At 68.8% G+C, this 14,618-nt stretch carries 12 protein-coding genes and 2 pseudogenes; 8 read left to right on the top strand and 6 right to left on the bottom strand.

All coding sequences use genetic code 11. The features are described from left to right. Positions 1–64 precede the first annotated feature (64 nt). Positions 65–1,525, top strand: coding sequence for a hypothetical protein (locus tag FGD71_RS16270; RefSeq protein ID WP_119101174.1), 1,461 nt, complete (start codon positions 65–67; stop codon positions 1,523–1,525). 396 nt (positions 1,526–1,921) lie between these two features. Beyond that, positions 1,922–2,857 (top strand): DNA polymerase Y family protein, encoded by a 936-nt coding sequence (locus FGD71_RS16265; protein ID WP_140935903.1) that lies wholly within the window; start codon positions 1,922–1,924, stop codon positions 2,855–2,857. Positions 2,858–2,928: 71 nt separating this feature from the next. Here the strand turns inward: FGD71_RS16265 and FGD71_RS48865 are convergent, their stop codons facing one another. Continuing rightward, positions 2,929–3,366 (bottom strand): hypothetical protein, encoded by a 438-nt coding sequence (locus FGD71_RS48865; protein ID WP_240436610.1) that lies wholly within the window; start codon positions 3,364–3,366, stop codon positions 2,929–2,931. 40 nt (positions 3,367–3,406) lie between these two features. On the opposite strand from FGD71_RS48865, the gene FGD71_RS49670 reads away from it, so the two are divergent. The 3 genes from FGD71_RS49670 to FGD71_RS16255 all read left to right on the top strand — a co-directional run bounded on the left by FGD71_RS49670 (position 3,407) and on the right by FGD71_RS16255 (position 6,476). Next, a complete protein-coding gene (locus FGD71_RS49670; RefSeq protein WP_276147140.1) occupies positions 3,407–4,135 on the top strand; it encodes an FAD-dependent monooxygenase in 729 nt (242 codons plus the stop codon). Then, a complete protein-coding gene (locus tag FGD71_RS50190; protein WP_420878309.1) occupies positions 4,084–4,239 on the top strand; it encodes an aromatic-ring hydroxylase C-terminal domain-containing protein in 156 nt (51 codons plus the stop codon). Before FGD71_RS49670 ends, FGD71_RS50190 begins: the two co-directional genes overlap by 52 nt. 86 nt (positions 4,240–4,325) lie before the next feature. Then, on the top strand, positions 4,326–6,476 hold the full coding sequence (locus FGD71_RS16255) for an MMPL family transporter (protein ID WP_119101171.1): 2,151 nt from the start codon (positions 4,326–4,328) through the stop codon (positions 6,474–6,476). A 218-nt stretch (positions 6,477–6,694) separates the two neighbouring features. Here FGD71_RS16255 and FGD71_RS16250 read toward each other — a convergent pair whose 3' ends face one another. From FGD71_RS16250 to FGD71_RS16240, 3 genes and pseudogenes are all read right to left on the bottom strand, one after another. Then, positions 6,695–8,131 (bottom strand): sensor histidine kinase, encoded by a 1,437-nt coding sequence (locus tag FGD71_RS16250; protein ID WP_119101170.1) that lies wholly within the window; start codon positions 8,129–8,131, stop codon positions 6,695–6,697. Beyond that, on the bottom strand, positions 8,128–8,820 hold the full coding sequence (locus FGD71_RS16245; RefSeq protein ID WP_119101169.1) for a response regulator transcription factor: 693 nt from the start codon (positions 8,818–8,820) through the stop codon (positions 8,128–8,130). The genes FGD71_RS16250 and FGD71_RS16245 overlap by 4 nt, the downstream gene beginning before the upstream one ends. 128 nt (positions 8,821–8,948) lie before the next feature. After that, positions 8,949–9,257: pseudogene (locus FGD71_RS16240) on the bottom strand (transposase); the annotation flags it as partial. A gap of 248 nt (positions 9,258–9,505) precedes the next feature. On the opposite strand from FGD71_RS16240, the pseudogene FGD71_RS16235 reads away from it, so the two are divergent. The 3 genes and pseudogenes from FGD71_RS16235 to FGD71_RS16230 all read left to right on the top strand — a co-directional run. After that, a pseudogene (locus FGD71_RS16235) lies at positions 9,506–9,917 on the top strand (IS110 family transposase); the annotation flags it as partial. A 2-nt stretch (positions 9,918–9,919) separates the two neighbouring features. Next, a complete protein-coding gene (locus tag FGD71_RS49910; protein ID WP_338120054.1) occupies positions 9,920–10,135 on the top strand; it encodes an aromatic-ring hydroxylase C-terminal domain-containing protein in 216 nt (71 codons plus the stop codon). A 134-nt stretch (positions 10,136–10,269) separates the two neighbouring features. Beyond that, positions 10,270–11,397: an amidohydrolase family protein gene (locus FGD71_RS16230; RefSeq protein ID WP_119101167.1), complete on the top strand. Its 1,128-nt coding sequence runs from the start codon at positions 10,270–10,272 to the stop codon at positions 11,395–11,397. Positions 11,398–11,751: 354 nt separating this feature from the next. Here the strand turns inward: FGD71_RS16230 and FGD71_RS16225 are convergent, their stop codons facing one another. Together FGD71_RS16225 and FGD71_RS16220 are read right to left on the bottom strand one after the other, a co-directional pair. Beyond that, positions 11,752–12,015 (bottom strand): DUF3363 domain-containing protein, encoded by a 264-nt coding sequence (locus tag FGD71_RS16225; protein WP_205571126.1) that lies wholly within the window; start codon positions 12,013–12,015, stop codon positions 11,752–11,754. Positions 12,016–12,406: 391 nt separating this feature from the next. After that, a complete protein-coding gene (locus tag FGD71_RS16220; protein ID WP_119101166.1) occupies positions 12,407–14,530 on the bottom strand; it encodes a site-specific integrase in 2,124 nt (707 codons plus the stop codon). Positions 14,531–14,618: the final 88 nt, after the last annotated feature.

The following is a 14,618-nucleotide window of genomic DNA, read 5'->3' as shown; positions in this document are numbered from 1 at the left end:
GGGCCTGGACGCAGACTTGCGGTGGCAGGAGTGAGGGGTCCGTGCCCGCCGCGGTGACGCAAGCGTGATCACGAGTGCCGTGATCACCGGTGGAGGCGCGAGCTTGGGCGCGGCTCTGCGGGCACCGTGGCAGGCCCTGCGTAAGCGCACGGACGGAGTGGTGATCCCCAGTCAGGAGGGGGGCGCCCTCGGTGTCGGGGTGATCCTTTTCCTGTCGGTCCTGGAGATCGTCCTGGTCGACCTGATGCTGTCCGCTCCGTGGAGCCGCGTCCTCGCGCTCGCCGCCGGGTGCGCAGCCGCCTACACGATGGTCGGTTTCGCGGTCGCACTGAGTGCCTATCCGCACCGCATTGCCAACGGCATGCTGACTGTGCACTACGGAGCGTCTTTCCACGCGCGTGTCCCGATGGGCCTCATTCGCGAGGTGACCACCCGGCGCACCGTATCCGACCAGCAACGGACGGCCGTGATCAAGGACGGTGTGCTGTCGGTACCCGTCATGTCCACCAGCAATCTGGTGTTGAAACTGCACAAGCCGGTCCGCGTCGAAGCCGGCACGATCGTGGGAACGGCAGGGGAGATCCATATCCACGTCCTCGATGCACCCGGTGCGATGAAGGCGATGCGCGAGGTCCTGGAAGGCAGGACGGCCGAGGAGGTTCCGAAGCTCGCAGCCCCGGCCACGTCCCCGCAGGTGCCTGCCTGGCTGCGTCGGCTGCGGTGGGCCGGGCTCGTCGTGCTGCTGGTCGAGATCCTGCTGGTGACGACCGGCCTGCTGGACTGGCGTATCGCCGCAGGCATCCTCGTGGTGACCGAGGGCACCCTGGCCATCCTGGGTCTGGTCTTCGGCGCGGCGTTCGTCAGCCTGTACCGCAGGCTGCGCAGGACGGGCCGAGGGCGGCGCGCCGCCTTCAGAGAGGCGTTCTTCTCTCTCCTGCCGCCGCCGGTGGCCGAGATGGTCCGCCATGAAGTGTCCGTGTGGGGCATCCTCGCCCTGGCCCTCGCCTTTCGCACCCAAGCCCAGCCGGGCGACACCAGGCTGGGGAGGGTCGGCAGCGGCGGGCCGGCCGCCGCCGTGGCGGTCCTGCTGGCGGCCGCAGGAGTATCGCTGCTGGTAGGTGTCGCGGTGATCCCGCTCACCATCGTCGGCGGCATCGTCCTGCTGTACGCGGCGGCGGCCGCCGCGGCCTTCGCCCTCGCCGGGAGGGTGCGCCCGCACACCGTCACGACGGTACGGATCGTCCTGCGGTGGGGCACACACCAGAGCATGGACATCCCACTGGAGACCGTGACCGGCGTCGAGACCGCCACCGCCTCCGAGGCCGCGCCCTCACCGTCGGGCTTCCGGGTACCCGGACGAGCGCCGGAAACGCTGGTGCTCCAGCTCGACCAGCCAGCCCAGGCCCCTGCCCGTATGGGCATCACACGGCTGGTGACCAGCATCGTGGTGCCGCTCTCCGACGCCCGCGCCGCCCGCGCCGCCGTCGCGGAACATCGAGGGGAGGCGTCACCATGGAGGCACTGATACTCGCCGCGGGCCCGGCATCCGGATGTATGGCCATCACCCACTGGCATGCCAAGGGCGATCGATTCGGTCAATACCCGGCAGGGATTCAGCATGGCGAGTTCCTCGACGCTCCCACCGCATGACTCCAAGGGCTGCCAAAACTGAGGGGCCGCTATATGTATTCGCGGGGTTCAAGCTGAGGTGGCTTCGGCAGCCGACACGCTCTGCGGATGGGGTACCGGTCGCGGCAGGGTGAACAGGAAGCCGACAGGTTCGCGGATTCCTGAAGGCCCAAGACCGTGAACTGGCCGGCCGCCCGGGGCCGAGACGGCGATCGTACGGCCGGTTGAAGCGGCAAGGGCTCGTAGAGGCTGCGTTCGGGAGGGCGTGGTGAGGGAGGCGGTCTTCCTCCACGTGAGGCTTCGTCAGGGTGAAGGGCTCGCGGAGCTCATGGAGGTGATCGAGCGGTTCACCCCGCTCGCCCAGTCGTTGGCGCCGTCGGCGGCCGTTGCCCAGGTGGGCGGCGCTCTGCGGCTGTTCGGCGTCGGCCCGGTCGGTCTGGCGCAGCGGCTGCGGCTTCAGGCGGCTGCTCTGTACGGCCTGGGCACGGTCGTGGGGATCGGTCCGTCCTGGAGCGTTGCGGCCATGGCGTCCTCGCGTACGGGGTCGGGCGGCGTCCTTCACGTGCCGGTGTCCGACACCGCGGATTTCCTCGGGCCGCTTCCAATCGGCGAGTTGTACGGGATCCGGCGGGCGCAGGCCACGGCGCTCCGTTCCCTGGGGGTCTTGACGATCGGGCAGTTGGCCGTGCTGCCCGGTGCCACGGTGCTGCGGATCTTGGGACGGCCGGGCCGCGCGCTGCAGGAGCGCGCGCGGGGAGTGGACCATCGGATGGTCGTGCCGGGCCGTGCGGCGGAGACGGTCAGCGTCCGGGCCGACTTCGCCGTGGATGTCCTGGACGGCTTCGAGGTCCGCTCTGCGGCTCTGCGGCTGGCCGCGGAGCTCGGGGCCCGGCTGCGGGCGGGTGAGCGGGCGGCGCGTTCGGTCACGGTGGTGGTGCGGATGGCTGACCGGACGGAGGTGTCGAAGGCTCGTACGCTGGCTGCTCCTTCGGCGCACACGGACGATCTTCGCCGTGCTGTGTACGGCGTCCTGGACGGCTTCGGCCTGCAACGCGCCCGGATACGGCGCCTCACGCTGGTCGCGGAGGCCGTGGACGGAGGGCTCGCCCACACGCAGTTGACACTGGACGGCGCCCGCGAGGCGCGGCTGCGGGTTGAGCCGGTCATCGACCGGCTCAACGACCGTTACGGACCCGGGACGGTGGGCCCTGCGGCAGCTCTCGCATGAGGCGACTCCCTCCGCTGTCCGGTGTTTCGCGCGTTGCACGTCTGGGACTTCGTTGCAGGCGGGTGCAGAGGTCACGGGCCTGCTCGTCCTGGCGGCAGCCGACGTCGGCTGCCAGGGCGGGGACCGGCCGGCCGGGAACTGCGGGGCAGGCCCGTCGCGCGAGGGCCGTGGTCCGGCGGAGGTACCGCGACGACGGGCCGACGGTGCCGTGGGTCAGTTCTCGGTTTCCAGGTGATTTTCACCTTGCCGTTGGCGCCGTGGAACGCCCTGCCGAAGGTACCGCCGAGGCCGCCGGCGCCGCCGATGCCGCCCAGCTCGCTGGGACCGCCGAGGCCGGGAACAGCCGAGCTGCCGCTGCCGCCCTGCCCGCCGGATTCGGGCGACTCGTCCACGTTGCACGCGTCGTCGCTGGTGCTCGCGCCGCCGCCGGCACCGACGCGACCGTCACCGGTCGGATGGCGGTGGTCGACATGGTGGACCAGGAGAAGCTGCGGCCAGGATTTCAACACGCCGCACGGCGTGTACGTGCACGGGCTCGGGGTGAGCCGGATGTCCACAGTGGAGTTCGTCGGCCCGCCGCGGCAGGTCGAGCCGCTCACCGTCGAGGAGCTGCAGGACAGCATCCGGCGGGTGAGCGGCACCGATGTCACGATCACCACGATGTTGTCCGGGACCCGCTGGATCGACACCGCGCGGCAGGCGACCACGTATCGGGCCGGCCGGGTCCTGCTGGCCGGGGACGCGGCCCACGTGTACGCGCCGGTCGGCGGCCAGGGCCTCAACGTCGGTATCGTCGACGCGGCGAACCTCGGCTGGAAGCTCGCGGCCGTGGTATGCGGCTGGGTCGGCGAGGACATCCTCGACACGTACACCACCGAACGGCATCCGGTCGCGGCGCGCCTGCTGCAGAACACCTGGACCCAGATCGCCCTGATGCGACCCGACCCGCAGACGAGGGCGCTGTGGGAGATGTTCTCCGACCTGATGGACCTCGACGACGCCCACCGGTACGTCGCCGACATGCTCGCCGGCATGGACGTCCGGTACGACCTGGGCGACGACCACCGGCTCGTCGGCACCCTGTGCCCGGACATGAATTTGACGCTGGAGCGGCCCGACCCCGACGTCGTCACCGCGGTGACCCGGTCGGCGGACCTTCTGCGTGATGGGCGTGGGCTCCTGCCCGACCTCGTCGACCGCGCGGAGGTCCGCGACGCCGCGGCCGCGTGGACGCCGTCACCGCCCGCACGGACCGGGTGGACGTCGAAGCCTTGCTGATCCGGCCCGACGGCTGTGTCGCCTGGGCCTTGCCTACCGGGCAGGACCTCGACGCCACCACGCTGGTGCGTGCGCTGGGCACATGGTTCGGCCAACCGGCCTGAGCACCGTATTAACAGTCGCCTCAGGTTCGCTCGGTACGAAGTAGGCATCCAGATAAGCGATGCAACCCGTATGTAGGAGGCTAGTGATGGCAGTCAACACAGCGCCGTCCGGGGAAGCGCCGGCCGGCAGGTTGGCAGGCCGGTGGGTGCCCTGGTTGGTGATTGGCTTATGGCTGGTGCTGGCAGCGGGCATGGTGCCGCTGAGCGGAAAGTTGAGCTCGGTCACCACCGACAGCGCCGTAGACACCCTGCCGGCCAGTGCCGAGTCCACCAAGGTGGCGGCGCTGGACGACAGTCTCCCCGGCGGTGACAACAACACGTTCGTCTTCGTGTACCACCGCGCCGGCGGCATGACCGACGCCGACCGCGCGACGGTCGAGCGCCACTACAACACCCTTGCCAAGCGGTACCCGCCGAAGGCGACGGCGGCGGCCGGCGAGGACGACGAGGGCTCACCGACGAGCCCCTCCACCGACCGCAAGGCGATGATGTTCACCCTCGAGGTGAGCACGACCTACGGCGAACCGGAGGCCATCGTCGGCCCGTTGCGTGACGCCGCGAAGGACCGCCCCTCCGGCCTGGAACTCGACGTGACCGGCCCGGGCGCGATCGACGGCGACATGGATGCTGTCTTCGACGGCATCGACGTGCAGGTCCTCCTCACCACCATCGTCGTCGTCACGCTCCTGCTCATCCTCACCTACCGCAGCCCGGTGTTGTGGATCATGCCGCTGGTGGCCGTTGGCGCGGCCGCACTGACCTCGATGGCGACCGTCTACCTGCTCGTCAAGGGCTTCGGCATCGTGGTCAACGACCAGAACTCGGCGCTGCTGACGATCCTGGTATTCGGCGTCGGCACGGACTACGCGCTGTTGCTCATCGCTCGATATCGGGAGGCACTGCACCACCATGAGAACGTCCGGGTCGCGATGGTCCACGCGCTACGCGGCGCGGCGCCGGCCATCGTCGCGTCCGCGGCCACCGTGGTCGCCGGCCTGCTCTGCCTGCTCGTCGCGGACCTGAACAGCACCAGCGGGTTGGGCCCGATCGGTGCGGCCGGCATCCTGTGCGCGCTGGTGGCCATGCTGACGCTGTTCCCGGCGGTGCTCGTGGTGCTTGGCAGGCGGATCTTCTGGCCGGCCATCCCGCGGTTCAGCACGGCCGTGGAGGAGAAGCCGGGGCTGTGGGGACGGCTCGGCACCGCCATCAGCCGCCGCCGGTGGGTGGCGACGCTCGGCTCGCTCGGAGTCCTCGGCGTGCTCGCCATCGGGCTGGCTGGCAACACCGGCGCCCTGCGGGAGCAGGACCAGTTCCTGTCCGCGCCGGAGTCGGTCACCGGCTTCACCGTTCTCCGCCAGCACTTCCCGGAGCTCGGCGGCCAGCCGATGACGATCTTCACGCGGCCGGCGCACCAGGAGCGGGTGCTCGACATCGTCAAGGACACTCGCGGTGTGGCCCTGGCCATCCCGGAGCAGACCAGCGGTGGCTGGGCCAACATCTCCGTGTTCCCGAAGGACGCGCCGGACACCGTCGCAGAGTACGACACGATCAAGCGGGTGCGCACCGCCGTGCACGCGGTGGGCGGGGCGGAGGCGATCGTCGGCGGGCCGAGTGCGGAGAACCTCGACACCGAGGTGACCACCGAGCGCGACGAGAAGTTGGTGATCCCGCTGGTGCTCGCCGTCGTCCTGATCGTCCTCGGGCTGCTGCTGCGCGCGATCCTGGCCCCGCTGGTCCTGATGGCCACCGTGATCGTCTCATTCGCCGCAGCCTTCGGCGGCAGCGTGTTCGTCTTCGACACGATCCTCGGGTTCGAGGGTGTCGACTATTCGGTGCCGCTGCTGGCATTCCTGTTCCTGGTGGCGCTCGGCGTCGACTACAACATCTTCCTGGCCAGCCGGGCCCGGGAGGAGACCGTGCGTCTCGGCACCAGAGAGGGCATGCTCAAAGCCCTCTCCGCCACCGGTGGCGTCATCACCTCGGCAGGCCTGGTCCTGGCGGCCACGTTCGCGGTCCTCGCCACACTTCCGCTGGTGATGCTGATCGAGGTCGGGTTCCTGGTCGCCTTCGGCGTGCTGCTCGACGCCCTGCTGGTGCGGTCGGTCCTGGTGCCCGCCCTCACCTTGCTGATCGGCCGGCGGATGTGGTGGCCAAGCCGGCTGTCCCGTCCAGCGGCGGAGCTGCCGGACGGTCAACAGTCGCTCGCCGACGACGAGGAGCCCGCGCTGCAACGGTGAGCGCGGCGGCACGGACGAGATCCGGGACGGGCCCCAGGCCCGTTCCGGATTTTTTCATGGGCCCGACGGCCGCCGCCCTTTGGTCCTGCGCCGTGCGGCCGGGGCTGGGGTCGGCGCACCGTGTCCTGCCCCGACGGTGAGCCGCGCGGGGCCATGCCCGAGGGCCGCCGTCCCTTGTCCCGCGCCGCGCCGCCGGGGCGGGTCAGCGCACCGCGGTGTCATCCCCCGGCGGTGAGCCGCGCGATCGGGGCGGGCGGGGCCGCAGCCGGAAGGTCGACCCGAAGCAGCGCGCCACCGCGCGCGGAGCGGGCGACGGCAGCCCGGCCGCCGTGGGCGTCGACGACCCGCTGCACGATCGACAGCCCCAGACCGGATCCCGGCAACGCCCGGGCGCTGTCGGCACGGTAGAACCGGTCGAACACCCGCGGTACGTCGGCGGCGTCGATACCCGGCCCGGCGTCGTCGACCTCGAGCACCGCCGACGCGCCCTCGGCACGGAGCCGGACCTGGACCGGCTGGTCCGCGGGGGACCACTTGCCGGCGTTGTCGATGAGGTTGAGCACCGCCCGCTCGAGCGCAGCGGGACGCCCGCTCACCCACACAGAGGTCACGTCGAGCGCGACCTCGATGTCGGGCACGCGAGAACCCGCCCGGGTCGCGGCGGCCACCACCACGTCGGCGAGGTCGAGCACCTCGGTGCTCTCGTCGCTGACGTCACCGCGCGCCAGGTCGGTCAGCTCGGCGGCAAGGGTGCTCAACTCGGCCACCTGGGCGCCGAGATCGTTGAGCAGCCGGGTCCGGCTCTCCGCCGGCAGTGCGCTGTCCAGGGTGCCGCGCTGATCGAGCCGGATCAGCAGCTCGGCGTTGAGGCGCAGGCTGGTGAGCGGGGTCTTGAGCTCGTGGGCGGCGTCCTCGGCGAGCAGCCGCTGGGCCCGCCGGGAGTCGCGGAGCGCGGCGAGCATGTCGTTGATCGACTGGATCAGCCGCCGGATCTCCCCACCGCCCTCATCCGGGATGTCGGCGTGGAGATCCCGGGTGTGCGCGACACGTACCGCGGCGGCGGTCAGCCGGTCGATCGGTGCCAGCCCGGTCCGTGCCACGGTCCGCCCGACAAGGGCGCCGCCGACCACGCAGAGCAGCCCGATCACCAGCATGCCCAACCCGAACCGGTTGATCGGGCTGTCGTCGACGACGCGGGCCACCTGGACCGCGCCGTCGCCCGCCCGCAGCGTGTAGATGATGTAGCCGTCCTCGTCGCTGTCGTTCGACTCCATCAGGTCGGCCGACGCGCCCTGCGCCACGCGCCCGGCGTCCTCGCTGACCGGGGGCAGCGCGGGTTGGCCGGCCGGCGTCCGGATCGAGCCGTCGGGCAGGATGACCCGCACCAGCCGACCGGATCCGGGATACGGCGGTAGCTGGACCTGCGCCAGACCGGCGCGCTCCGCGTTCGTCGCCAGGACACGGGAGTCGGCGCGCAGCTGATTCTCGGCGGTGTCCTGCAGCTCCCAGTCCAGTAGCTCGCTGGCCACCTGGAAGGCCACGAACACGCTGACCGCGATGGCCGTCGCCGCGATCACCGTCAGCCTGGCCCGCAGGGACCGCCGGCGCCACCATCGGGTCAGCCGGCGCGGTTCCCGGCCGGCGGGCCTGCTCACGGAGGAGTCTCCCGCAACGTGTATCCCAGGCCGCGCAGCGTGTAGATCAATCGCGGCTCACCCTCGGCCTCCATCTTGCGGCGCAGGTAGCTCACGTATACCTGGAGGTTGTTGGCGGTGGAACTCATGCCGAAGCCCCAGATCGCCCCGAACAGCGCGTCGCGGGTCACGACCCGGGTCGCGTTGCACACGAGGACCTGCAGGAGGGAGAACTCGGTCCGGGTCAGGCGCAGCGGCCGCGCGCCCCGCCACGCCTCGAACCTGTCGGGATCGAGCCGGACGTCGGCGAACGACAGGATCTGCGACTCCTCGTCGGTCGTCGTGCGCCGGCGCAGCAGGGCCCGCACCCGGGCCAGCAACTCCTCGGTGGCGAACGGCTTGGGCAGGTAGTCGTCGGCGCCCGCGTCCAGCCCCGCGACCCGGTCGGAGACCTGGTCACGGGCGGTCAGCATCAGCACCGGCAGATCCCGGCCCGCGGCCCGCAACCGCCGGCAGGTCTCCAACCCGCCGAGGCGGGGCATCATCACGTCGAGGATCAGCAGATCCAGCGTGTCACCGCTGGCCCCACCGACCCCGTCGAGCACGGCGAAACCGTTGGCGACGGTGCTGGTGTCGTAACCCTCGACCTGGAGCACCCGCTCCAGCGACTCACGGATGGCCGCCTCGTCATCCGCGATCATGATCCGCACGCCGGCCCGCCCCCCCTCCAGTCGATGCTTTTGCCGCTCATTGTCCCCGATCAACCTGAGGCCAGGATTAGAGCGTCGCCGCTGTGGTGCCCGCGGGCCGTGCTCTTACGGATGCCTAAGATCGTGTCCTACGTGGTGAGGCGGACGAGGCGCTTGTAGCAGCAGAGGGCGGCGGCAAGTCCGAGAAATGCCAGGTAGTTGCGGGGCTGGCGCTCGTAGCGGGGACTGAGTCTGCGGTAACCGGACAGCCATGACATCGTGCGCTCGATCACCCACCTCCGACGCCCTAATCGCTCGCTGGATTCGATGCCTTTCCGGGCGATGCGAACTCCGATACGTTTCCATCGGAGCCATCTGCGCAGGTCGGCGCGGTCGTAGGCTTTGTCTGCGTGTAGGCGCTGGGGCTTGAAGTACCGGCCGCGGTGAGGGTCGTGTCTCCTTACGTTGTTCCTGGGGCTGATTCCGGTCACTCGTAGGATCGGAAGGCCCAGGGATGCTGGGTGTGGCTGCGTGTCTCCAGCCCAGTGGTGGCTTCAAACGATTGGCCGCCCGGCATCCCGCGACGACCCGGCGACTCATTGGGATGCACGGCAAAGATCGTTTGGTAAGGACACGCTGGCGAGGTCGTCCTGCGACAGATAGAGGAACGACTTCGGAGGCGGCCGTGCCCCAACTCTGGGCTGGTATGGACGCAGGCAAGGCCGAGCACCACTGCGTGGTGCTCGGTGCTGACGGCACGCGGGAGCTGTCGCAGCCTGGTCAACGACGAGAATGCATTGCTCAAACTGATCAGCGATGTGCTGGAGTTGAGCGGCGGTGAGCCGGTGACGTGGGCGATCGACCTCAACGCCGACTGGGCTGCCCTGATGATCGCGCTGCTGACCGACCACGGGCAAAAGGTCCTCTACATCCCCGGCAGCACCGTCCATCACGCCTCCGGATCCTACCGGGGCGATGGGAAGACGGACGCGAAGCATGCCTTCGTCATTGCGGATCAGGCGCGCATGCGATGTGACCTTCAGCCGGTTCACCGCGGCGACGACATTGCGGTCGACCTGCGGTTTCTCACCTTGCGTCGCCTGGACCTGGCTGCGGACTCCTGCTGGACCTCGTCGACCGCGCGGAGGTCCGCGACGCCGCGGCCGCGTGGACCGGACGGATCAACACCGTCACCGCCCGCACGGACCGGGTGGACGTCGAAGCCTTGCTGATCCGGCCCGACGGCTGTGTCGCCTGGGCCTTGCCTACCGGGCAGGACCTCGACGCCACCACGCTGGTGCGTGCGCTGGGCACCTGGTTCGGCCAACCGGGCTGAGCGGCCGTATTAACGTTCGTCTCAGGTTCGCTTAGTAGGAAGTAGGCATCCAGATAAGCGAGGTAACCCGTCGTGTCTTGCAGACGGATGCCGCACGGATACCGCACCACACAAATACCTGAGGGGAAACTGACATGAAGTCCAACGCAAACCCTCTGAAGCACCTCACGACGGGACGCCGCGGCTTTCTAGCCGGCACGGCAGCACTTGGCATTGGTGCCGGCTTGTCCACGCATGCCATTGCCTCCCGCGCGGCAGCGAACGAGACTACGGATTTTTCACTGCGAGACCAGGACCTGCCCTTCATCGGCACGGAAGAGACCTTTTCCACCCATGAGTTGATGGTGCTGAACGACAGGCTGTTCCTCGAGGATACTGGTCTTGCCGAGCTCGGCCCGCGCCGCATCGGAGCAATGGATGAGGCGGGGCTCAACGTTCAAATCCTCTCCGCACATACGCCAGGTGTGCAGAATGTCAAAGGTCAGAAGGGCATCGATTTTGCGTATCGTCTCAACAAGCTGCTCGTCGATGGACCGATGGCCACCTATCCGGGGCGGTTTAAGGCATTTGCAACCTTGCCTCTGCAGAATCCGGTGGCCTCGGCAGACGAACTGGAACGCACAGTTCGGGAAGATGGTTTCCTGGGATGCTTGACCAATGGAATCATCGGGAAGAAATTTCTCGACCATCCCGACTTTGAGCCCCTGCTGGCGCGCGCCGAAGCCCTTGATGTGCCGATATACATCCATCCGGGCCTGCCGCCTGACGAGGTTTTCGAAATCTACTACAGCAATATGCGGCCGGAATATCAGAAAGAGTTCCAGGACCAGGTTCTCAGCATCTCCGCATATGGATGGCACCAGGAAGTCGTTACTCAGTGCCTCCGAATGATCACCTCAGGAGTATTCGACAGGTATCCGAAGCTCCAGATTATCATCGGCCACATGGGAGAGGGCCTTCCGTTCTTCTACGAACGCGTCGTGGAGAAGATGAGCGAAGTGACCAAGAAGAGCCTGGACAAGCCGTTCGAGCAGTATTTCCATGACAATTTCTGGTTCACAACCAGCGCATTCCCCCAGACTGAACTGCTCGATCTCCTACTGAAGCACATAAGTGTGGATCGAGTGATGTTTGCAACCGACTACCCGTTTGCAAATATTAAAACTCAAACCGACTGGTTCCGGGGAGTCGCTTTGCCGCGCGAAGCCAAGGAAAAAATTGCGTTCCGAAATGCGGAAAAACTGTTCGCAATTAAAGTCTGATACGTCCCGACGGGCAGAATGATGCGCGTGAAGTGACGCGCCAGCGTCGGCAGAAGTGGAGAATGCTTTGGCTGTAAGGCGAGAGTACAGCCAAAGTATGCGATGTGCGGCTGCCGCATCACGCGGTCTTCATACAACGGCGGATCGCATGCTCTTCTAGAGAGATCGAAGTGTCGCGCTAGTTCGCTGTAGGCAAGCAAGACGAGCGTAGTAGCGACTCTCTTGAGATCCTCAGCGCGCTGACCCGCCTTGTGATTAACGGCGCGGTTCGCAAGGGTCTGCTGCGGGGCCCAGTAGCAGACCCTTGCCAGCGTGAAGCGCCAACGACTGGTATGGGCCAACACCGGACATTGGCTATCGGCTCAGTCCCCGCTTCCGGCTGAAACCCCAATCGACACCGCCGTCGCCCCGGGCGACACCGGAGACATGCTGGCCCAGCTTCCCCTCGAGGGCTGCAGTCCAGGGCACGAGTTGGAAGCCGAGCCCGTCGTCGATCATTGCGAACCTGCCTGATGTCAGGATGAAGCGCTGGCGGTAGGCGCCGGTGAGCTTGTTCCTTATCCTCCGGCCCATCCGCACGGTGGTCCTGCGGGAGGGTGAGGGGAACAGCAGAGACAAGGTGTGCTCCTGAGGTCGTGCGTCCCGGGACGCGCGGGAGGGGAACACGGACCCGCGCACAGCGGGCCGTTCGGAGTCCCGCCCCCGGATCCGCGTGCACGGACCGGGCTCGAAGACGCGGACTGAGTCTGCGGCGGACACCTGCCACCTTGCCGTGCGGATGGCACCCGTTGCCGGTTCTGCCGGGCCTGTCGGACGGCGAACAGGAAGATCGCCCGCTCGGCCTGTGGTACGGGGCGCACCGGAGCGCGCCCTGCGCCGAGCACCTGACAGCAGAGTCGTTGCGAGGTCGCTGATCATCGGACCGTCCGCGATCACGGACAACTAGCTGAGCCGCCAAGGGACGTGCGGTCGGCGGGCAGCTCGGGCGCTGTTGGTGAGGGCGGGTGGGTCATTCCGAGATGGGATCGGGGCGTGTGCCCGCGGGGTGGGCCGCTCGGAGGTATTTCATGGCCGTGATGGGGGACAGTCCGAAGAGCCGGATGAGATGGAGTGGATCCCGGGTGTGTTTCGCTTCGTCGAGGATGCGGTCCACGCGCAGGCGGGTGATCTGCAGGCCGAGACGGCGCAGAGCCTTGGTGATGGCCTGTGGGTTGACCTGGGGGTGGGAGTCGTCCGTGGCGGTCAGTGCGGTGACCAGCAGGTGGGGGTTGGTGGTGGTAGGCCATCTCCGGTGACGTTCGGTCAGCCAGCGGGTGAGGAGGCGGAAGGTGACGTCGTCCAGGTAGACGGTGTGGTGGAGCCGTCCGGGGCGGCGGACGGTGAGGCGGCCCTGGCTGCGGTCCACATCGTCGAGCAGCAGTCCGCGCTGGTCGTGGGTGCTCAGGGCGTGGACGGCGGCCAGCACGAAGCTGAGCTGGTTGCGCGTCCCGGGAAGCTGGTCGAGGACGCCGTGGAGGTGGTCGTCGGGCAGTGGGACGGGCAGCTTCCGGATGCCGGACAGAACGATGGAGCGGGTGGGATCCCTGAAGATCAGCTTCTCGCGTTTGAGCGCGCGAAAGAGCGAACGCAGCGGCGTGGCAAGGGCCTTGGCCTCCTCGCCCTTCAACGCCTTCAGTGCCTCCCGGACGTGCTCACCCGTTACGGCGCGCAGATCGCCGATGCCGGCCTCGTACCAGGCGCGAAGACACGGCGAGACGCGGCGTACGTAGGCGCAGACCGTCGTCGGGGCCAGCGGCACGCTGGGCCGGGTGGCCTGGCCGGAGAGGACATCGATCCACCGGTGGACCGCGGCGCGGAACGGCTGCGGGGCTGTGTCGGCGAGGCGACGGGCGCGGGCCGAGGCGGCATCGGAGCGGCGGTCAGGGAGGAGCCGGCCCGTCACCCGCAGGTAGTTGACGACCCGGGCGCCGTTGAAGTCGTGGCGGCGGGCGAGGAGGCGGACGTCCTCTTCCCGCAGGGGTGCTTCGGCGCCCAGGTGGGCGACCAGGACCCGCAGGGTGCGGATGCTCGTACTGAGGGCCCGCCGCCTCCAGCCGCGCTCGCGGATGTGGGCGACGAAGCCGTCCAGGACCTCCTGGGCCGAGGGAGTCAGCGCCGGAAGACGCCGGTCGTCGACACGGGACCAGTCGCGCGCGAGAGGGAACAGGTCCAACTGGCCGGGCAGCGCGAGATGCGGGGAGACGAGGCGGGCGGCGCGCGAAGTCTGGATGGCAGCGCGGCGTTTGGCCTGCAGACGGCGCCAGCCGTAGAGGCCGTCCGGCTCGCCGGCCCGGTCGTGGTCGACCCGCAGGTGGGGTGCGAACGGCCCGCCGAACCATAGCTGGTCGCCACCGGCCAGAGCGACGCCGTCGAGGTCGTACTGGGTCTCGGAGAGGAAGAGGACGCACCGGCGGCAGTGGTCGTCACGCAGTGGCAGAACGCGCCCGCAGCGATGACACGGCCTGGGAGAGCGGTCCATGCCCCAGCTGAGACAGAGTGCGCAGCGCTGTTCCCGCTCGTTCGTCCAGGCCAGGCACTCCCGGCAACTGCCGGGCCCCCGCGACATCCAGGACGGTACGAGCCGCGGCCGCCACCGCGCCAGCAGGCCGGCCCGGTCCAGGGCTTCGAGCAGCGTGGGACGCATCTGCGGCAGGTCCACCAGCGCCTCGGGCCGCACCAGATCTTCGTCCGGCGGCCGTGAGGCGAGCGCGAGCCGGGCGCAGTCACCGGTGTGGAACATCCAGGTCTCGCCCACCCCACGCTCGGCGGCCATCTCCTGAAGGACTGCCAGAAGGCGCGGCAGACCCGCGATGTGTCGTCGGCCGCGGAGCCGGCGCCCGTGCTCGCGCGTGAAGGACCGCGGCCACGGCGCGAACAGTCCCAGCTGCCCGGGGACTTCCTCGACACAGACCCACGGATCATCCAGAGGGGCCGGCACCGGGGCGCGCACCCGCCGAGGTACACGCTCACGGACCCGCCGCCTCGTACGGCTGTGGTGGAGCGGGAAGCTGGACAGCCGTACGCCGTCGATGTGCAGAGCCAGTTGGAGCGGCCGTCCGGACGGGAGTGCGCGCCCCTCGAGCTCGGCGCGCATCCATTGAGCTCTGTTCATCCTGAAGTCGCCGGTCAAGGGGCTGGTGTGATCGGTCTCCGGGATGCTCATGCTGGTCGTGGGCGGCTGT

The organism is Streptomyces sporangiiformans, from assembly GCF_005768555.2.
Classification (GTDB): domain Bacteria; phylum Actinomycetota; class Actinomycetes; order Streptomycetales; family Streptomycetaceae; genus Streptomyces; species Streptomyces sporangiiformans.
The sequence above is the reverse complement of the archived record's forward strand: the minus strand, read 5'-3'. Positions and strand labels throughout refer to the sequence as shown.